General features: G+C 41.8%; 21 protein-coding genes. 19 read left to right on the top strand and 2 right to left on the bottom strand.

The window, feature by feature from the left end:
- Window positions 1-5: 5 nt before the first annotated feature.
- Window positions 6-425 carry a D-ribose pyranase gene (gene rbsD, locus BA1DRAFT_RS18230; protein ID WP_036782045.1) on the bottom strand — a complete coding sequence of 140 codons (420 nt, stop codon included), beginning with the start codon at window positions 423-425 and terminating at the stop codon, window positions 6-8.
- Between the two features lie 264 nt (window positions 426-689).
- Here rbsD and ravA point away from each other — a divergent pair, with 264 nt between their 5' ends.
- Together ravA and viaA are read left to right on the top strand one after the other, a co-directional pair.
- A complete protein-coding gene (gene ravA, locus BA1DRAFT_RS18225) occupies window positions 690-2,189 on the top strand; it encodes an ATPase RavA (RefSeq protein ID WP_036782044.1) in 1,500 nt (499 codons plus the stop codon).
- Between the two features lie 4 nt (window positions 2,190-2,193).
- Entirely contained in the window at window positions 2,194-3,651 is a 1,458-nt protein-coding gene (gene viaA / locus BA1DRAFT_RS18220) for an ATPase RavA stimulator ViaA (protein WP_036782042.1), read from the top strand.
- A 5-nt stretch (window positions 3,652-3,656) separates the two neighbouring features.
- Here the strand turns inward: viaA and asnA are convergent, their stop codons facing one another.
- Entirely contained in the window at window positions 3,657-4,649 is a 993-nt protein-coding gene (gene asnA, locus BA1DRAFT_RS18215) for an aspartate--ammonia ligase (RefSeq protein ID WP_036782040.1), read from the bottom strand.
- Window positions 4,650-4,815: 166 nt separating this feature from the next.
- Between asnA and asnC the strand changes: the two genes are divergently transcribed.
- The 17 genes from asnC (at window position 4,816) to ykgO (ending at window position 20,263) form a co-directional block, all read left to right on the top strand.
- Window positions 4,816-5,277, top strand: a complete 462-nt coding sequence (gene asnC / locus BA1DRAFT_RS18210; RefSeq protein ID WP_011144463.1) for a transcriptional regulator AsnC — start codon at window positions 4,816-4,818, stop codon at window positions 5,275-5,277.
- 91 nt (window positions 5,278-5,368) lie between these two features.
- Entirely contained in the window at window positions 5,369-5,809 is a 441-nt protein-coding gene (gene mioC / locus BA1DRAFT_RS18205) for an FMN-binding protein MioC (protein WP_036782038.1), read from the top strand.
- Window positions 5,810-6,188: 379 nt separating this feature from the next.
- The gene (gene mnmG / locus BA1DRAFT_RS18200; protein ID WP_036782036.1) at window positions 6,189-8,078 is read left to right on the top strand and encodes a tRNA uridine-5-carboxymethylaminomethyl(34) synthesis enzyme MnmG; all 1,890 of its coding nucleotides are present in this window, start codon (window positions 6,189-6,191) and stop codon (window positions 8,076-8,078) included.
- 13 nt (window positions 8,079-8,091) lie between these two features.
- Window positions 8,092-8,712, top strand: coding sequence for a 16S rRNA (guanine(527)-N(7))-methyltransferase RsmG (gene rsmG, locus BA1DRAFT_RS18195; RefSeq protein ID WP_036782034.1), 621 nt, complete (start codon window positions 8,092-8,094; stop codon window positions 8,710-8,712).
- Between the two features lie 610 nt (window positions 8,713-9,322).
- Complete coding sequence (gene atpI, locus BA1DRAFT_RS18190; protein WP_036782032.1) at window positions 9,323-9,700, top strand: F0F1 ATP synthase subunit I; 378 nt, start codon at window positions 9,323-9,325, stop codon at window positions 9,698-9,700.
- A gap of 30 nt (window positions 9,701-9,730) precedes the next feature.
- Complete coding sequence (gene atpB / locus BA1DRAFT_RS18185) at window positions 9,731-10,555, top strand: F0F1 ATP synthase subunit A (protein WP_036782030.1); 825 nt, start codon at window positions 9,731-9,733, stop codon at window positions 10,553-10,555.
- A 53-nt stretch (window positions 10,556-10,608) separates the two neighbouring features.
- Window positions 10,609-10,848 carry a F0F1 ATP synthase subunit C gene (atpE, locus tag BA1DRAFT_RS18180; protein ID WP_000429386.1) on the top strand — a complete coding sequence of 80 codons (240 nt, stop codon included), beginning with the start codon at window positions 10,609-10,611 and terminating at the stop codon, window positions 10,846-10,848.
- 58 nt (window positions 10,849-10,906) lie between these two features.
- Window positions 10,907-11,377, top strand: coding sequence for a F0F1 ATP synthase subunit B (atpF, locus tag BA1DRAFT_RS18175; protein WP_036782028.1), 471 nt, complete (start codon window positions 10,907-10,909; stop codon window positions 11,375-11,377).
- Window positions 11,378-11,389: 12 nt separating this feature from the next.
- Entirely contained in the window at window positions 11,390-11,923 is a 534-nt protein-coding gene (gene atpH / locus BA1DRAFT_RS18170) for a F0F1 ATP synthase subunit delta (protein ID WP_036782026.1), read from the top strand.
- Window positions 11,924-11,937: 14 nt separating this feature from the next.
- Window positions 11,938-13,479 carry a F0F1 ATP synthase subunit alpha gene (gene atpA / locus BA1DRAFT_RS18165; RefSeq protein ID WP_036782024.1) on the top strand — a complete coding sequence of 514 codons (1,542 nt, stop codon included), beginning with the start codon at window positions 11,938-11,940 and terminating at the stop codon, window positions 13,477-13,479.
- Between the two features lie 58 nt (window positions 13,480-13,537).
- Window positions 13,538-14,401, top strand: a complete 864-nt coding sequence (gene atpG, locus BA1DRAFT_RS18160) for a F0F1 ATP synthase subunit gamma (protein WP_036782022.1) — start codon at window positions 13,538-13,540, stop codon at window positions 14,399-14,401.
- 34 nt (window positions 14,402-14,435) lie between these two features.
- A complete protein-coding gene (gene atpD, locus BA1DRAFT_RS18155; RefSeq protein ID WP_011144453.1) occupies window positions 14,436-15,818 on the top strand; it encodes a F0F1 ATP synthase subunit beta in 1,383 nt (460 codons plus the stop codon).
- Window positions 15,819-15,839: 21 nt separating this feature from the next.
- A complete protein-coding gene (locus tag BA1DRAFT_RS18150) occupies window positions 15,840-16,262 on the top strand; it encodes a F0F1 ATP synthase subunit epsilon (RefSeq protein ID WP_011144452.1) in 423 nt (140 codons plus the stop codon).
- Window positions 16,263-16,391: 129 nt separating this feature from the next.
- Window positions 16,392-17,765, top strand: a complete 1,374-nt coding sequence (gene glmU, locus BA1DRAFT_RS18145; RefSeq protein WP_036782019.1) for a bifunctional UDP-N-acetylglucosamine diphosphorylase/glucosamine-1-phosphate N-acetyltransferase GlmU — start codon at window positions 16,392-16,394, stop codon at window positions 17,763-17,765.
- A 107-nt stretch (window positions 17,766-17,872) separates the two neighbouring features.
- Window positions 17,873-19,702: a glutamine--fructose-6-phosphate transaminase (isomerizing) gene (gene glmS / locus BA1DRAFT_RS18140; RefSeq protein ID WP_036782017.1), complete on the top strand. Its 1,830-nt coding sequence runs from the start codon at window positions 17,873-17,875 to the stop codon at window positions 19,700-19,702.
- Between the two features lie 147 nt (window positions 19,703-19,849).
- A complete protein-coding gene (locus BA1DRAFT_RS18135; protein ID WP_036782015.1) occupies window positions 19,850-20,104 on the top strand; it encodes a type B 50S ribosomal protein L31 in 255 nt (84 codons plus the stop codon).
- A gap of 18 nt (window positions 20,105-20,122) precedes the next feature.
- On the top strand, window positions 20,123-20,263 hold the full coding sequence (gene ykgO, locus BA1DRAFT_RS22300) for a type B 50S ribosomal protein L36 (RefSeq protein WP_012776225.1): 141 nt from the start codon (window positions 20,123-20,125) through the stop codon (window positions 20,261-20,263).
- The last annotated feature ends 386 nt before the right edge of the window (window positions 20,264-20,649 follow it).

Here is a 20,649-nt window from a genome sequence, read left to right as displayed (position 1 = left end):
TCACCTCAGAAAGTCACGCCAGCACAAAGGATAATATTGGCATAAGGAGAATGCTCTCCTGTGCGAATCACCGCTCGGCTATGTTCTGTTTTCTCTTTCAACATATTATGACTAATATAGTCTACAGTAATTGAATTACCTTGCTGTTTCTCAAGCTCTTTAATTTGAGTCAATATTAATTGATGTATCAAAGGATTATGGTCAATGATCTCCTCAGCTAAAAATGCAGCTTCAATTTGCATTTCGTGTGTAACAACATTAAGAACGGATATAAAACTAGGAATTCCCTGGGTTAGCGCTAAATCAATCCGCTGGGCTAAAGAAGGAATTGGTAATCCAGCGTCACCAATTGTAATCTGGTCAGCATGCCCTAGCTGAGAAATTACGGCTGAAATTTCAGAATTAAGTAATACACCTTTTTTCATTTTTTTATTCCATTAGCGAAACGTTTCGCTATTTAGTAATATAGAAAGTAATATTTAAAATACAACATTAGTGATACAAAAGTGTGATCACTATCGAAACGTTTCGATAATGAAAGAAACGAAAATAAATGCTAACTTATTGAATATTTGACGCTGAATCGATTTTTAAGGTAAATATTGTCTACATCAACAAATAATGATTAAAATCTATGGAGAAGGCCAATTAGGTTTCATCTAATCCAACAGATAATATTGGTACGAATTATGTTGTTAGCAGAAAAAATAGTTTGCTTAAGTCACTATCTGGAAAGTGGTCTGTATGAAAGACAACAGACTATTCGTTTATGTTTGCTAGCGGCATTGTGTGGGGAAAGTGTTTTTCTACTCGGTCCTCCTGGTATCGCAAAAAGCCTGATAGCCCGACGATTGAAATTTGCGTTTCGGGATGCCAGAGCATTTGAATATCTGATGACTCGCTTTTCAACTCCTGAAGAAATTTTCGGTCCTCTTTCTATTCAGGCATTGAAAGAAGAAGGACGTTACCAACGTCTAACTAACGGATATTTACCTGAAACCGAAATTGTCTTCCTTGATGAAATATGGAAAGCCGGTCCAGCAATTCTGAATACCCTATTGACCGCAATTAATGAAAGAAAATTCAGAAATGGCGATACAGAAGAGAAAATTCCAATGCGATTACTTGTAACAGCATCCAATGAGCTGCCTGAAGCAGATAACAGCCTGGAAGCGCTCTATGACAGAATGTTAATTCGTATTTGGCTGGACAAAATTCAAGAAAAAAAGAATTTCCGAGCGTTACTCACTAGCCACAAAAATGAAAATGATAACCCTGTCCCGGCAGACATTCAGATAACAAGTGAAGAATTTCACCAATGGCAAAAAGAGATTGATAAGATAATTCTACCTGATAGTTGTTTTGATATTATCTACCATTTACGCCAGCAACTTGATACGACAGAACATTCACCTTACATTTCAGATCGACGCTGGAAGAAAGCCATCCATTTATTACAAGCCAGTGCTTTCTTTAATGGTAGAAAAGAGATATCCCCTATTGACTTAATATTGCTGAAAGATTGTTTGTGGCATGATCTTCACTCTTTTAAATTATTACCTCAGTACCTAAATACTCTCATGACCGAACAGGCATATCAGCAAAGAGTATTATCTCAAAAAATTGATTCGCTCTATCACCAATGGGCTCAAGTCTGTCAGGATAAAAATGATCAACAAGCGTTAAAGCTGGAAAAACAAACCAGTCTGTTTGGACACAAAATACAATATTCACTACCCGATCATATCAATGAAGAAAAATTGATTCTATTCCTACATACACCTCTTCATCTCCATGATATTAAAGTTAATTTCATTGAATTGGAAAAAAAAGCGTTGAATATTTGGATAAGCAAAGGCGGAGAGCTATCAGCCCGTCTGAACGGCATTGGTTTTCCACAAAACATAGCAGCCGAAATTAATTCAGCACATCAGCCAGAGATTTTTGATATCAGCCGTCGTTCATCCACGCTATATTTACCAAGCCGTCAGTATCAGCAAAAGGAAGAAAACAGCGAGTGGCTGGAAAAATTGGAAAAAATTAATCAAGAAATCCATCACCAACATCAACTGTTTAATCAGCATCAGCCATGTCTATTTATTGAAAATCATTGGCTTGCTACGATAGAGCAAAGTTTTATCCAATTAGCCGATAAAATTAATCAATTCAAAATAAAAATGGGTAACTAATTAAATGATTAGTCTGACAACCCTCGATCTTTTACTATCAATAAACGAAGGAGAGATGATAGAAGAGATCATATTAACGCTTCTAGCTTCACCTCAGTTAGCTATCTTTTTTGAAAAACACCCGCGTTTGAAACGTGCACTATTAAAAGATATCCCCGGCTGGAAACACGATTTACAGCACAGGATTAAAGAAACTCTCATCCCTGCAACTCTGGCAGAAGAATTTAAGTTATATCAACAACTACTCTCTGCCAATACAAATCTTTTTTACCTTAAACTTCCCGACATTTTAGAAACCCTGAACCGAATTGAATCCCCTTTTAGTGAAGAAGCACAGAAACTCGCAACCAACACTATTGCTAATTCAAATACACTGCAAATTCTATTTATTCAACGATGGAGGATCAGTTTGATCTTGCAAACCACAACCTTCCATAAGCAATTGCTGGAACAAGAAAAAGAGCAATTACTAGCAGAACTACAACAAAGGCTGACACTAAGCGGTAATCTTGATCCTGTTTTTAGTGAAAATGATAGGGCAGCAGGTCTGTTATGGGACATGAGTAAAAATCAGTTAAATCATTCCCAAAATAATAAACAGTTATTGATTCGTTATAGTGAATTTCTTCGCCAACAGCCGGAACTGGAAAAATTAGCTCAATTACTTGGACGCAGCCAATCTGCAAAATCAAAACCACAGGAAAATCATTTTTTCGAACCATTTACCACAATCGAACGAACACCCGATACCGTTCCTGAACAGGTGAATGGAATCGGACAAAGTGATGATATTTTGCGTCTATTGCCAATAGAATTGGCAATTTTAGGAATTGAAGATCTGGAATATGAATTTTATCGCAAATTAGTGGAAAAAAAACTCCTGACTTATCGCTTACAAGGGGATAACTGGCAAGAAAAAACAACATTACGGCCAGTTACTCATTATAGCCAGGAAGAAAAACCACGAGGACCATTTATTATTTGTGTAGATACTTCCGGTTCTATGGGGAGATTCAATGAGAAATGTGCTAAAGCCTTTTGTCTGGCACTGTTACGCATTGCTCTAGCAGATAATCGTAACTGCCATATCATGCTATTTACGACAGAAATTGTGCACTATGAACTATCCTCACCAGATGGTCTGGAGCAAGCTATTCGTTTTCTCAGCCAGACTTTCAGAGGAGGGACAGATCTCGCTTTCTGTCTGACAAACACAATCGAAAAAATGAAAGAACATCGTTGGAAAGATGCTGATGCTGTTGTTATCTCAGATTTCATTGCCCAGCGCCTGCCGGACTCACTAATCCATCAGATAAAAAATCTGCAACTGCATCAGCAACACCGCTTCCATGCGGTCTCCATGTCCCAATATGGTAAGCCCGATATTATGCGGATATTCGATCATATCTGGCGCTTTGATACCGGACTTAAAAGCCGTTTACTGCGAAAATGGCGTCACTAATTGAATCAAAGCATATCTTCTACAGTTTCACGTATTTCTGGTGACCAGATACTGCACTGAACCTGACCGATGTGCTTCATTTGCAGCAGTAACATCACTAAACGAGATTGACCAATACCGCCACCAATCGACTGTGGCATGTCACCTTTGAGTAACGTCTGATGCCAATCATATTGTAAACGCTCTTCATCACCAGTCAGTGCTAACTGACGCTCCAGTGCATCTGCATCAACACGGATACCCATAGAAGAGATCTCAAACGCATCTTCCAAAACAGGGTTCCAAACAATGATGTCGCCGTTTAGACCAAAAAAACCATCGCAGTTTGGCGTCGTCCAGTCATCATAATCAGGCGCGCGTACATCATGAGATTGACCATCAGATAATTTCGCACCAATACCTATGAGGAAAACAGCGCCCAATTCTTTAGCAATAGCACGTTCACGACCTTTTGCGTCCAGATCCGGATAACGGCTCAGAAGCGTTTCACTATGAACAAAGTGAATTTGATCTGGCAGGAACGGCGCCAGACCAAACTCTTTGCTGACAGCTTTTTCTGTTTCTTTTATTGCTTCGTAAATTTTACCTACCGTCTGTTTAAGATAAGCAAGTGAACGTTGCCCATCTCCCATCACTTTTTCCCAATCCCATTGATCAACATAAACAGAGTGGATTGGTGTTAAGCGATCCTCATCCGGACGCAATGCTTTCATGTGAGTATAAAGCCCTTGTTCAGGCTGAAAGCCAAAACGTCCCAGTGTCTTACGTTTCCATTTAGCCAATGAATGCACTACTTCGAAAGTTGAATCAGGTAAAGTTTTTACTTTTACCTGAACAGCTTTTTCATGACCAGACAGGTTGTCCTGAATACCATCTCCCAAACAACTTAGGATTGGCCCTTGTACTTCAATCAGACCCAGTTTGCTTTCCAGCAAACGGGAAAAGTAGGATTTCACGAAACTGATTTGTTGCTGCTTTTCAATAAACGACTTTTTCATAATGTTATTCTCTAATTTTTTAGGTGGCCCTGATGTCCTGTTGGAAACATTAAGCAATAAAATGGGGGATAAATTCAATATACTTTAATAAAAATAGACTTTATGATTCATAAAATTCATTTTTTAGATGTTAAAAATGAAAATTCATTAAAAAATGGGGCTAAAAATGGCAGAAATTTATCAGATCGACAATTTAGACCGTGACATACTTCACGCTTTAATGGACAACGCACGTACACCTTATGCCGAACTAGCAAAGAAATTTGCGGTCAGCCCAGGAACAATTCACGTTCGTGTGGAAAAAATGAAGCAAGCAGGAATCATCACCGGCACCAGAGTAGATATCAGCACGAAACAACTTGGTTATGATGTGTGTTGCTTTATTGGCATTATTCTTAAAAGTGCTAAAGATTATCCATCTGCCCTGAAAAAACTAGACAACCTGGATGAAGTAGTTGAAGTTTACTACACAACAGGCCACTACAGCATCTTTATTAAAGTTATGTGCCGCTCAATTGAATCCCTTCAAGATGTACTTATCAACAAAATACAGACTATCGATGAAATTCAATCAACAGAAACCCTAATCTCCTTACAAAATCCGATCATGCGGACAATCAAGCCATAAAATAAAATTTGTTATAACCACATTATCCACAGGTAGATCCCAACAGATTCACAGCGTACAATAGCGACTCTTGAAATCTGTTGGGATCACTATGGCCACTATTACCTTAATCAGCGGTAGCACAATGGGTAGTGCTGAATACGTAGCTGAACATATGGCTGAAATTTTGGAAGATGCTGGCTTCTCCACTGAAATGCTACATGGCCCCTCTTTAGATGAACTTCCTCAAGAAGGGATCTGGCTAGTCGTCACATCCACACATGGAGCAGGAGAATTGCCAGAAAATATACAACCATTGGCGGCAGAAATTTCTGAACAAAAACCTGATCTCAGCAAGGTAACGTTTGGCGCTGTCGGCCTTGGGAGTTCTGAATACGATACTTTTTGCGGGGCAATAAGATCATTTGACCAATTATTAATAGAAAGCGGAGCTAAACGCCTCGGTGATCGTCTGGAGATTGATATTCAACAGCACGAGATCCCCGAAGATCCCGCGGAAGAATGGGTCAAAAATTGGGCGAAGTTACTCTAACAAGAACAAAAAAACAGCAAACGATTGTGGATAACTTATCTAAAAACCCGGGGTTAACCCGTAGTTATCCATAGTATAACTCTCTGACAATGATCGCCTTGTGAATAACCACCGATTTAGATCCCAGTTTATACCTCGTGGGATCACGGATCATTCACAACAAATGATCCTTTGCAGCTTTATGATCTTTCTAAGGAAAAATAACTTATCCACAAAAGATCATGATCCTAATAAAAGATCTAATAAACAGATCTTTAAATAAAAAAGATCTTCTTTTAATTACCGGTGATCTCACCTACTTGGTCTATCGCTAAAACTTGAGTAGAATTCTCTTCCCTAATGCAACACTGAGCATTCTTATAACTAAAGGTTCATCACCATGTTTTATCCAGAACAATTTGACGTCATCATTATCGGTGGTGGTCATGCCGGTACTGAAGCTGCTATGGCAGCCGCTCGTATGGGCCGTCAAACCTTATTACTGACCCACAATATTGACACTTTGGGCCAAATGTCATGTAACCCAGCGATTGGCGGGATCGGTAAAGGACATCTGGTTAAAGAAATTGATGCGCTTGGTGGTTTAATGGCTAAAGCCACTGATCAAGCTGGTATCCAATTTAGAACTTTGAATGCCAGTAAAGGGCCAGCAGTTCGTGCAACACGAGCTCAAGCGGATAGAGTTCTCTATCGTCAAGCTGTGCGCATGGCATTGGAGAATCAACCTAATCTGATGATCTTCCAACAACCTGTAGAAGATCTCATTGTTGAAAATGACACAGTTACTGGCGCAGTAACACGCATGGGGCTTAAGTTCAGAGCCAAAGCTATTGTTCTGACCGTAGGAACATTTCTTGACGGTAAGATCCACATTGGTCTGGAAAATTATAGTGGTGGAAGGGCTGGTGATCCTCCTGCAATTTCGTTGGCACAACGCTTACGTGAGTTACCCTTACGTGTAAACAGATTAAAAACAGGAACGCCACCACGTATTGATGCCAGAACTATTGATTTTAGTCAGTTAACACAACAACTAGGTGATAATCCAACACCGGTATTTTCTTTCCTTGGAAACGTGAAACAACATCCACAACAAATACCGTGTTACATCACCCATACGAATGAAAAAACTCACGATGTGATCCGCAATAATTTGGATCGTAGCCCAATGTATGCAGGGATCATTGAAGGGATCGGTCCACGCTATTGTCCTTCAATCGAAGATAAAGTCATGCGCTTTGCGGATCGTAACGCTCACCAGATCTTCCTTGAACCCGAAGGACTAACCAGTAATGAAATCTATCCAAATGGTATTTCTACCAGCTTGCCATTTGACGTACAGATGCAAATTGTTCACTCCATGAAAGGAATGGAAAATGCTCGCATTATTCGTCCTGGTTACGCAATAGAATATGATTTTTTCGATCCAAGAGATCTGAAACAAACACTAGAAAGTAAATTCATCCACGGTCTATTCTTTGCTGGACAAATTAACGGTACCACGGGTTATGAAGAAGCTGCTGCTCAAGGACTCTTGGCTGGCCTTAACGCAGCTCGTTATGCTTCAGAAGAAGAAGGCTGGTTCCCTCGCCGTGATCAAGCTTATATTGGCGTTTTAGTTGACGATTTATGTACTTTAGGGACTAAAGAACCATACCGTATGTTTACTTCTCGAGCTGAGTATCGTTTGATGCTACGTGAAGATAATGCAGACCTGCGCTTAACAGAAAAAGGCCGTGAATTAGGGTTAGTAGATGATTCACGTTGGGAACATTATTGCCGTAAAGTCGAAATGGTTGAACAGGAACGTCAGCGTTTACGTAATATTTGGATTCACCCTAATTCAAATAATCTTGATGACATAAACAACATATTGAAAATGCCATTGTCGAAAGAGGCTAATGGTGAAGATCTACTGCGTCGTCCTGAGATGAACTATGAACTTTTGACCTCATTGGCCTTGTTTTCTCCAGGTCTTGAAGAACCACAAGCCGCTGATCAAGTTGAAATTCAAGTCAAATACGAGGGATATATTGCCCGCCAGCAGGAAGAAATCGAAAAACAGCTACGTAATGAAAACACATCATTACCGGTTGATCTCGATTACCATCAAATCAGTGGTCTTTCCAATGAAGTTGTCGCTAAGCTCAATGATCATAAGCCAAGTTCAATTGGCCAGGCTTCTCGTATTTCGGGGGTAACACCCGCTGCAATTTCAATTTTACTTGTGTGGTTGAAAAAACAAGGATTATTGCGCCGCAGCGCCTGAGAGGATTTTAATTGTGCTTAACAAACTAGAATTGTTACTGACCAAAGCGGGAATAGAGTTATCACTACAGCAGAAACAGCAGCTTGTAGCCTATGTTGATATGCTCAATAAGTGGAATAAGGCTTACAATCTCACATCAGTACGTGAGCCGGAGCAAATGCTGGTACGTCATATCATGGACAGCATTGTTGTCAGTCCTTATCTGCAAGGTCATCGTTTTATCGATGTGGGAACAGGCCCGGGATTGCCTGGTATCCCGTTAGCTATCGTTTGTCCTGATTCTCACTTCACATTGCTGGATAGTTTAGGTAAAAGGGTGAGATTTTTGCGTCAGGTTCAGCATGAACTTGGTTTGGTAAATATCGAACCAGTACAAAGTAGAGTTGAAGCGTATTCTTCTGAGCCTCCTTTTGATGGCGTAATAAGCCGTGCTTTTGCTTCGTTACAAGATATGGTCTCTTGGTGCAGTCATTTGCCTGAGCCTATTCACGGGCGTTTTTATGCGCTTAAAGGTGTGCTTCCAGAAGAGGAACTGACTATGTTGCCTTTTGGGATTTCTGTTGATTCGGTTATTAAATTAGATGTTCCTGAACTAGAAGGGCAACGTCATTTGGTTATCCTTAAATCAAACTGATTTTGTTATTTGTCAATAAAGTTATAAATAATTAGTGATGTTGAGCACAATTATACTGTAATCAGCATCGTTAATTATAGTTTACCTCGTTTCAGCTTTAATTTACCGAGTTATTACACAAAAATAACGTTATCTTGATATTAAGATAGTTGAACCTTTTAAAATCAAATAAAGCATTTTTTCATCAGATTCACTTTTTTAAACCCGCCAGAAGTTAGCTGGGTGATTTAAATCAATAATATAATCACTCTTTTATATGAAATTAAATTAACGAATTGATTTTATTATTAATTTGTTTTATTTTTATCACCTGTGAATGTTAAAGATAATTAACAAATGAAAAAAATATGTGATTTAAATCACATTTAAGTCCGAAATGTATGAAATTATAAAAAACAAGAAATCAGCACAATCATTAGCTTGCAATCTGGCGCCAAAATAAAAAATTTAAATAATTGTTCACCTTTTCACTACTTATGGATTGAATTCATTTTGGCGGCCCGTATAATTTGCACGTTTTTGTCACTTGACACTCTTAAGCAAAGGCAGTTTTATACAACATTTAGCAAAACCTGATATGCAAGACGTGCAAGGGGAGAAAACAAAAGTCATGTCTGTATCCCTTTACAGCGGTAAAATTGCACTGAAGCTGCTTTTTTTGCAGTTAATGACTTTTGTTGTTCTCAGTGTGGCTTTTTGTACCAAAAGTATAGAATGGGGCGCTTCTGCTTTTGCTGGTGGGCTAGCATGCTGGTTACCTAATACCATATTTATGCTGTTTGCCAGTTTTCAAAAAGCAAAAGAAGAAGAGGTTCCTGTACGTATTGCATGGTCTTTCGCTGTTGGCGAAGGGTTGAAAGTTATTATTACAATAGCTGTGCTGGTTGTTGCTTTAGGCGTGTTTAAAGCGGCGTTTGCACCACTAGGTTTAACTTATTTAGCGGTGCTGATTGTGCAAATCATCGCACCTGCTGTGATAAACGGTTAGGTTTTCAACAATAAAAGGGTAAGAGGCATCATGTCTGCATCAGGAGAAGTTTCAACTGCAAGGGACTACATAGGCCACCACCTGAATAACCTTCAGTTGGACCTACGTACCTTTGAGTTGGTCGATCCCAACTCTGGTGGTTCTGCAACGTTCTGGACGTTGAACATTGACTCGCTTTTTTTCTCAGTCGTATTAGGGATTTTATTTCTGTATGTATTCAGAAAGGTTGCGGTTAATGCCACCAGTGGCGTACCTGGCAAACTTCAGACTGCTATAGAATTGATCATGGGTTTTGTTGATAACAGCGTTCGTGATATGTATCACGGGAAGAGCAAAGTTATTGCCCCTTTGGCACTGACAGTGTTCGTTTGGGTGTTATTAATGAACGTGATGGACTTATTGCCAATCGATTTTCTCCCTTATATCGGTGAACATGTCTTTGGTTTACCGGCTCTGCGTGTTGTGCCAACAGCAGATGTCAGTATTACCTTGTCGATGGCTATTGGTGTCTTTGTCCTCATCCTCTACTACAGCATTAAGATGAAAGGGATTGGTGGTTTTACAAAGGAGCTGACTTTACAGCCTTTTAATCATCCACTGTTTATTCCAATTAACTTAATTCTGGAAGGAGTTAGCCTGCTTTCAAAACCGGTATCACTCGGTCTGCGACTGTTTGGTAACATGTATGCGGGTGAATTGATCTTTATTCTTATAGCTGGTCTGTTACCGTGGTGGTCGCAGTGGTTACTCAGCCTGCCTTGGGCTATTTTCCACATACTGATTATTACGTTACAAGCCTTTATTTTCATGGTTCTGACGATTGTTTATCTGTCGATGGCATCTGAAGAACATTAATTTTTTACCACAATAACTAACTGTGTTTTAACTGAAACAAACTGGAGACTGTCATGGAAAACCTGAATATGGATCTGCTGTACATGGCTGCCGCTGTAATGATGGGCCTAGCGGCAATCGGTGCTGCGATCGGTATCGGCATCCTCGGAGGTAAATTTTTGGAAGGCGCTGCTCGTCAGCCAGATTTAATCCCTCTTCTGCGTACACAGTTCTTTATCGTTATGGGTCTGGTTGACGCCATCCCAATGATTGCTGTGGGCCTTGGCTTGTACGTAATGTTTGCTGTCGCGTAGTTTGTGGAAATAATCTGAAACTACGTCAACTCATTAATTTTAAAAGAGGTATTGTGCTGTGAATATTAATGCAACAATCCTCGGCCAGGCCATTGCGTTTGTCTTGTTTGTTATGTTCTGTATGAAGTTCGTATGGCCACCGATCATGGCGGCCATAGAAAAACGTCAAAAAGAAATTGCTGACGGTTTATCTTCTGCAGAACGTGCCAAAAAGGACCTGGACTTAGCGCAAGCCAATGCGACCGACCAAATGAAGAAAGCGAAAGCGGAAGCTCAGGTCATCATTGAACAGGCTAATAAACAAAAAGCCCAGATCCTTGATGATGCAAAAGCGGAAGCTGAGCAGGAACGTAACAGAATCGTAACGCAAGCTCAGGCAGAAATTGATGCCGAACGTAAGCGTGCTCGGGAAGAGTTGCGTAAGCAGGTCGCTATGTTGGCTATCGCAGGTGCCGAGAAAATCATCGAACGTTCCGTGGATGAAGCTGCTAATAGCGACATCGTTGATAAACTGGTCGCTGAACTGTAAGGAGGGAGGGGCATGTCTGAATTCGCTACTGTAGCTCGCCCCTACGCCAAAGCAGCTTTTGACTTTGCTGTGGAAAAACAATCGCTTGAACAATGGCAGAATATGCTGGCGTTCACGGCTGAAGTGACTCGTAATGAGCAAGTTGGCGAGCTGCTTTCCGGTTCATTGGCATCGGAAACATTAGCTAATACCTTTATCGCAATTTGCGGTGAACAGGTCGATGAACATGCTCAGAACTTTATTCGTGTTATGGCAGAGAACGGTCGCTTACTGGCGTTACCGGAAGTTTTGCAGCAATTTATTCAATTGCGTGCATCACTTGAATCAACCGTTGATGTTGAAGTAATTTCTGCCGCCGAACTGAGAGAACAACAGCTGACTAAAATTGCTGTAGCGATGGAAAAACGTCTGTCACGCAAAGTTAAGCTGAATTGCAAAATTGATAAGTCTGTTATTGCTGGTGTGGTTGTCCGCGCAGGTGATTTGGTGATCGATGGTAGTATTCGTGGCCGTTTAGATCGCTTAACAGACGTCTTGCAGTCTTAAGGGGACTGGAGCATATGCAACTGAATTCCACCGAAATCAGCGAACTGATCAAGCAGCGCATTGCTCAGTTCAATGTAGTGAGTGAAGCTCACAATGAAGGTACGATTGTATCCGTTAACGACGGTATCATTCGTATTCACGGTTTAGCCGAAGTTATGCAGGGTGAGATGATCGCACTGCCTGGCAATCGTTATGCAATCGCATTGAACTTGGAGCGTGACTCCGTAGGTGCGGTTGTGATGGGGCCGTATGCTGACTTAGCAGAAGGCATGAAGGTTAAGTGTACTGGCCGTATTCTTGAAGTACCTGTTGGTCGTGGCCTGCTTGGTCGTGTAGTAAACACGCTGGGTGAGCCAATTGATGGTAAAGGCCCTGTTGAGCATGATGGTTTCTCTGCTGTTGAAATGATCGCTCCAGGTGTTATCGACCGTCAATCTGTTGATCAGCCGGTACAAACTGGTTATAAATCCGTTGACGCTATGATCCCTATCGGTCGTGGTCAACGTGAACTGATTATCGGTGACCGTCAGACGGGTAAAACAGCACTGGCTATTGACGCAATCATTAACCAACGTGACTCAGGCATAAAATGTGTCTATGTTGCAGTTGGTCAGAAAGCTTCTACTATTGCGAACGTTGTTCGTAAATTAGAGGAACATGGTGCTCTTGCCAATACTATTGTGGTTGTTGCGACTGCTTCAGAATCTGCGGCATTACAATACCTGGCGCCATATTCGGGTTGTGCAATGGGCGAATACTTCCGTGATCGCGGTGAAGATGCGCTGATTGTTTACGATGATTTGTCTAAGCAGGCTGTAGCTTATCGTCAAATTTCTCTGTTGCTCCGTCGTCCACCAGGACGTGAAGCATTCCCAGGTGACGTTTTCTATCTGCACTCTCGTTTGCTGGAACGTGCGGCACGTGTTAACGCTGAATATGTGGAAAAATTCACCAATGGTGAAGTGAAAGGTAAAACCGGTTCTCTGACGGCCCTGCCTATCATTGAAACTCAGGCAGGCGACGTATCAGCATTCGTACCGACAAACGTTATTTCAATTACTGATGGTCAGATTTTCTTGGAATCTAGTTTGTTCAATGCGGGTATTCGTCCAGCAGTTAACCCAGGGATTTCAGTATCCCGTGTGGGTGGTGCTGCTCAGACTAAAATCGTTAAGAAATTGTCTGGGGGCATTCGTACTGCTCTGGCTCAATATCGCGAACTGGCAGCGTTTTCTCAGTTTGCTTCTGACCTTGATGATGCAACCCGTAAGCAGTTGGATCATGGTCAAAAAGTAACTGAATTGCTGAAACAGAAACAGTATGCCCCAATGTCTGTTGCACAACAGTCATTGTCTCTGTTTTCTGCGGAACGTGGTTATCTGGAAGATATCGAAATTGCTAAGGTTATTGATTTCGAATCTGCGTTGCTTGCATATGCCAACCGTGAACATGCTGATCTTCTAAAAGAGATTGACCAGTCTGGTGGTTACAATGAAGAGATCGAAGCAAAGCTAAACGCTCTGCTGGATTCCTTCAAGGCAACTCAGTCCTGGTAACACTATTCGGCCCGGTTTAATTAAACATGGGCCGTCTGGTTAATGAGGAGAATCAGGAATGGCCGGCGCAAAAGAGATACGTACCAAGATCGCCAGCGTGCAAAACACGCAAAAAATCACTAAAGCGATGGAGATGGTTGCTGCGTCCAAAATGCGTAAAACGCAGGATCGCATGGCGGCCAGCCGTCCTTATGCAGACACCATACGCAGTGTGATTGGTCACCTTGCGTTAGGTAATCTGGAATATAAACATCCATACCTTGAAGAGCGTGAAACCAAACGTGTTGGGTATCTGGTTGTTTCTACCGATCGTGGCTTGTGCGGTGGTTTGAACACTAATCTGTTCAAAAAACTGCTTTCAGAAATGAAAGACTGGTCTGATAAAGGTGTCCAGTGTGATCTGGCGCTTATCGGCTCTAAGGCTACCTCTTTCTTTGCTTCTGTTGGGGGCAACGTTGTTGCTCAGGTAACAGGCATGGGAGATAACCCTTCACTATCCGAATTGATCGGGCCAGTGAATATCATGCTGCGGGCATACGATGAGGGGCGTCTGGATAAATTGTATGTGGTGACAAACAAGTTCATCAATACAATGTCCCAGGAACCGACTATTACTCAGTTATTGCCTCTGCCTGCCGGAGATGATGAGACACTGAAGAAGAAATCCTGGGATTATTTATACGAACCTGATCCTAAGGCGTTGCTAGATATACTGCTGCGTCGTTATGTAGAATCGCAGGTTTATCAGGGCGTCGTTGAAAACCTGGCTAGTGAACAGGCCGCACGAATGGTGGCGATGAAAGCCGCAACTGATAATGGTGGCAGCCTGATCAAAGAGTTGCAGTTGGTTTATAACAAAGCTCGTCAGGCCAGCATAACTCAGGAGCTGACCGAGATTGTCTCGGGTGCTTCCGCGGTTTAACAGCTAGGTTTATGAATTACGTAGAGGATTCAAGATGGCTACTGGAAAGATTATCCAGGTAATCGGCGCCGTGGTGGACGTCGAATTCCCTCAAGATACCGTACCAAAAGTATACGATGCTCTTGAGGTTCAAAACGGCGAAGCTAAGCTGGTGCTGGAAGTTCAGCAGCAGTTGGGCGGCGGCGTTGTTCGTTGTATTGCAATGGGTACTTCTGATGGCTTAAGCCGTGGTTTAAGTGTCACTGATTTAGGCCACCCAATTGAAGTTCCGGTTGGTAAAGCGACATTGGGCCGTATCATGAACGTGTTGGGTGAACCAATCGACATGAAAGGCGATATCGGTGAAGAAGAGCGTTGGGCTATTCATCGTCCGGCTCCAAGCTATGAAGAGTTATCTAACTCTCAAGAACTATTGGAAACCGGTATTAAGGTAATGGACCTAATTTGCCCATTCGCTAAGGGTGGTAAAGTTGGTCTGTTTGGTGGTGCGGGTGTAGGTAAAACCGTAAACATGATGGAGTTGATCCGTAACATTGCGATTGAGCATTCGGGTTACTCGGTATTTGCCGGTGTAGGTGAGCGTACCCGTGAAGGTAACGACTTCTACCACGAAATGACAGACTCTAACGTACTGGATAAAGTATCTCTGGTATATGGTCAGATGAACGAGCCGCCAGGAAACCGTCTGCGTGTTGCGTTGACTGGTTTGACAATGGCTGAGAAGTTCCGTGATGAAGGCCGTGATGTTCTGTTGTTTGTCGATAACATCTATCGTTATACCTTGGCAGGTACTGAAGTATCCGCACTGCTTGGCCGTATGCCATCAGCGGTAGGTTATCAGCCAACTCTGGCGGAAGAAATGGGTGTTCTGCAAGAACGTATTACTTCTACCAAAACCGGCTCTATCACTTCCGTACAGGCTGTTTACGTACCTGCGGATGACTTGACTGACCCATCTCCAGCGACGACTTTCGCCCACTTGGACGCGACCGTAGTACTGAGCCGTCAGATTGCTTCTTTGGGTATTTATCCTGCGGTTGATCCGTTGGATTCTACCAGCCGTCAGCTTGATCCATTGGTTGTTGGTCAGGAGCACTATAACGTTGCCCGTGGCGTTCAGTCTATCCTGCAACGTTATCAGGAGCTGAAAGATATTATCGCTATTCTGGGTATGGATGAACTATCAGAAGACGATAAGCTGGTGGTTGCGCGTGCTCGTAAGATCCAGCGCTTCCTGTCTCAGCCGTTCTTCGTTGCAGAAGTCTTTACTGGTTCACCAGGTAAGTTCGTTTCCCTGAAAGATACTATCCGTGGCTTTAAAGGTATCTTAGACGGCGACTATGACCACCTACCAGAGCAGGCATTCTACATGGTAGGTACCATCGAAGAAGCTGTGGAAAAAGCGAAGAAACTTTAATACGGCTGACCGGAGGTTGACATGGCTGCAATGACTTACCATCTGAATGTTGTCAGTGCTGAAAGCCGGATGTTTGAAGGCTTGGTACAGAAAATTCAGGTGACAGGTAGTGAAGGTGAACTGGGTATTTATCCAGGGCATGCTCCGCTACTGACTGCCATAAAACCTGGCATGGTACGTATTGTTAAGCAGTTCGGTGAAGAAGAGGTCATTTACCTTTCTGGGGGTATCCTTGAGGTACAACCGAGCGGCGTTATCGTACTGGCTGACACTGCGATCCGTGGTAAAGATTTGGATGAAGCTAAGGCGTTGGAATCTAAGCGTAAAGCTGAAGAACACATCCGTAATTCTCACGGTGATGTTGACTATGCTCAGGCATCTGCTGAATTGTCTAAAGCGATTGCAAAACTTCGTGTAATCGAACTGACAAAAAAAGCGATGTAATACAGGCGGTTAAATAAAAAAGCCAGTTGGTGAAAACTAACTGGCTTTTTTGTATTGCGAAATATGTAGTAATTTATCTCGCAAACAGGTTTACTTTTTTTATCTTAAATTGGAGCTATCAGGTTTCTTATGTCTAACAGTGCAAAAAGTGTTGTAATCCTTGCCGCAGGTAAAGGAACTCGCATGTACTCTGATCTCCCTAAAGTTCTGCACTTGCTGGCCGGTAAACCGATGGTTCAGCATGTGATTGATACTGCAATGGCATTGGGCGCTAAAAATGTTCACCTAGTTTATGGACATGGTGGTGACCTGATGAAGCAAACCCTTTCTAATCAGACACTGAATTGGGTATTACAAGCAGAGCAATTAGGAACTGGCCATGCGATGCAGCAGGCAGCACCACATTTCGCTGATGATGAAGATATTTTAATATTGTATGGCGACGTACCTCTTATTGGTACAGATACCCTTGAACGCTTACTAGCGGTTAAACCTGAGGGTGGTATAGGTTTATTAACAGCAATTTTGGATAATCCAACGGGTTATGGTCGTATTGTTCGTGAAAACGGGGAAGTAACTGGCATCATTGAGCAAAAAGACGCGACTGAAGATCAACGTAAAATCAATGAAATAAATACAGGAATTCTGGTTGCTAATGGTGGTGATTTAAAACGTTGGTTGTCCCAATTGGATAACAACAATGTTCAGGGTGAATATTACCTTACTGATGTGATTGCGTTAGCTTATAAAGAAGGTAGGAAAATTGAAGTGGTGCATCCAACTCGCTTGAGTGAAATGGAAGGTGTAAATAACCGCCTTCAACTTTCTGCTCTTGAACGGATTTATCAATCTGAGCAAGCGGAACAATTATTACTAGCGGGCGTTATGTTGTTGGATCCTGCCCGTTTTGATTTACGTGGCACATTAATTCATGGCCGTGATGTGGTTATTGATACTAATGTCATTATTGAGGGTAATGTAACCCTTGGTAATAACGTACAGATTGGTACCGGTTGTGTGTTGAAAAATTGCATCATTGGTAATGATTCTATTATTAGCCCCTATACAATAGTTGAAGATTCTGAAATGGAGATGGGTTGTACTGTTGGGCCTTTTGCACGTTTGCGTCCCGGTTCTAAACTCGCTGAAAAAGCCCATGTAGGGAATTTCGTTGAGATGAAGAAATCTTATCTGGGTAAAGGTTCTAAAGCTGGACATTTGACTTATCTTGGCGACGCAGACATTGGTCGTAATGTAAATATTGGTGCAGGTACTATTACCTGTAACTATGACGGTGCTAATAAATTTAAAACCATTATTGGTGACGATGTTTTTGTTGGTTCTGATACTCAGCTTGTTGCTCCGGTGACTGTTGCTAAAGGCGCTACAATCGGAGCAGGAACAACAGTGACAAAAAACATAGCTGAAAATGAACTGGTAGTAAGTAGAACTAAACAAACGCATATTCAGGGGTGGAAACGCCCTGTGAAGGAAAAAAAATAAAATAATAATCCCCACTCTACAGGCTCGGGGACCGGAAAAACCGGAAAACAATCAGGCTCTTGACATATAAAGGGCTTTCATCAGCCCTATTTTTAGGAACAAAACTGATGTGTGGAATTGTTGGTGCAGTAGCACAACGAGATATTGCAGAAATCCTGATTGAAGGATTGCGTCGTTTGGAATACCGTGGTTATGACTCCGCCGGCTTGGCGGTTGTTGATAACGAAAAAAATATGCTCCGTCTGCGAGAAGTCGGCAAGGTACAAGTACTTGCTGATAAAGTTGATAAGCAGCCGGTCCTTGGTGGGACAGGTATTGCTCATACCCGCTGGGCTACACACGGTGAACCAAACGAGAAAAATGCTCACCCGCATGTATCTGATTATATTGCCGTTGTTCACAACGGTATTATTGAAAACTATGAAGAGTTGCGAGTTCAATTAATTGAACTCGGTTATCAATTTATCTCGGATACTGATACAGAAGTTATTGCCCACCTTGTTCATTGGGAACAAAAACAGGGTGGTACTTTGTTAGAAGCTATTCAACGAGTTATTCCTCGGCTGCGAGGTGCCTATGGCGCAGTCATCATGGATAGCCGTGATCCTGGAACAATAATTGCTGCAAGATCGGGTAGTCCTTTGGTTATAGGCTTGGGTGTTGGAGAAAACTTTCTGGCGTCTGATCAGTTGGCGCTATTGCCTGTTACTCGTCGTTTTATCTTCCTTGAGGAAGGGGATATTGCTGAAGTAACTCGTCGTACTGTGCGCATTTTCAATGCTCAGGGCGAACCGGTTGAACGGGAACAGATAGAATCCAATGTCCAGTATGATGCTGGTGACAAAGGTGTCTACCGTCATTACATGCAAAAAGAGATCTATGAACAGCCAATGGCGATTAAAAGCACTCTGGAAAGACGCTTGAGTCATGGGCAGGTAGATCTATCTGAACTTGGTCCTAACGCAGCTAAATTATTAGCTCAAGTAGAGCATATTCAGATAGTTGCTTGTGGTACATCCTATAATGCAGGTATGGTTTCCCGTTATTGGTTTGAAGCATTGGCAGGTATTCCTTGTGATGTGGAAATTGCTTCTGAATTCCGTTACCGCAAATCAGCACGCCGTTCAGGAAGCTTACTGATCACCTTGTCTCAATCGGGTGAAACCGCAGATACATTAGCAGCGCTGCGTTTATCCAAAGAACTTGGATATCTCACATCATTGACTGTCTGTAACGTAGCGGGTTCTTCTTTAGTACGTGAGTCTGATTTTGCTCTGATGACCAAAGCCGGTGCAGAAATTGGCGTTGCTTCAACTAAGGCGTTTACAACTCAGCTGACAGTATTGCTGATGCTGGTGGCTTACCTTGGACGTTTGAAAGGTGTTGATGCAGAGCAGGAGCAAGAAATTGTTCATGCATTACATGCACTGCCAAGCCGCATCGAAAGTATGCTGTCGAAGGATAAAATTATCGAAGCGTTGGCGGAAGATTTTTCTGACAAACACCATGCTTTGTTCCTTGGCCGTGGTGATCAATATCCGATTGCGGTTGAAGGCGCTCTAAAATTAAAAGAGATTTCTTATATTCATGCTGAGGCTTATGCTGCCGGTGAATTAAAACATGGTCCACTAGCGCTGATTGATGCAGATATGCCGGTTATCATTGTAGCTCCGAACAATGAACTGCTAGAAAAACTGAAATCTAATATCGAAGAAGTCCGTGCCCGTGGTGGATTGCTATATGTGTTTGCTGATCATGACGCAGGTTTTACCGATAGTGAAGGAATGAAGATTATTCCGTTGCCACATGTTGAAGAGTTGACTGCACCAATATTTTATACCGTGCCACTGCAACTGCTTTCCTATCATGTTGCTCTGATTAAAGGAACTGATGTTGATCAGCCTCGTAATTTGGCTAAATCAGTGACCGTAGAATAATCGTTTTATCATAAGAAGTTGAAAAAAGCCGCTGTGCATTAAATGCGCGGCGGCTTTTTTTTGAGCTGAGAAAATTTACATTATTTTCTTGCCGATAAAAATAAATCACGCTATTGTAATGTTATATTATTACAATTTGGCGAAATTATGAGACCAGATATCCATCCAAACTACCGGGTAGTTGTATTTCACGATACCAGTGCTAATGCTTATTTCACAATTGGCTCTACGATTCGCACAGAACGGACAATTACCTTGAATGGGGTAGGATATCCATATGTCACTGTTGATGTGTCATCGGAATCACACCCTTTCTATACGGGTAAGCAGAAAACTTTATCTCAGGAAGGCAGTACTGCGCGATTCCAGAAAAAATTCGGGCGTTTTATTGGTAATAAATAATATTGAGAGATTATAAAAATGCAGGTGTTAAGTTCACTTAAAACAGCAAAAACTCGCCACCCGGATTGCAAAATCGTAAGTCGTCGTGGTCGATTATATGTTATTTGTAAATCTAATCCACGTTTTAAGGCGGTTCAGGGAAAGAAAAAGAAGCGCTGATGCTCAATTGATAATGGTAGAACTCGCAGCTTATAACTGCGGGTTTATTGTCCATATTTAATTTTACTTCTGATTATTTTGAAAATAACTGACCTAAACTTTGTTTGGGAATGAAGTTAACGTAATTAATTTTAAGATAAATTAAATTTATATTTTATGCAAAATGAAACCTCATTAGTGCTTGTTGTATGGCATAAAATTAAACCTTCAATTAGTTATTTTTACTACAAATTTATCCTGCAAAATAGTTCATAATTTACTCTTATCAACACATTTTTTCATAAGCCACAGTTCTGGTCATTTATTAACACCCGAATATAGCCAATCTTCGGCATATATAGTCCCGCTTAGTACCAATACGAAACTATTCTTTCGGAAATTTCACC

The organism is Photorhabdus aegyptia (genome assembly GCF_000612035.1).
GTDB lineage: Bacteria > Pseudomonadota > Gammaproteobacteria > Enterobacterales > Enterobacteriaceae > Photorhabdus > Photorhabdus akhurstii.
This window is presented reverse-complemented; position numbering and strand designations above follow the sequence as displayed.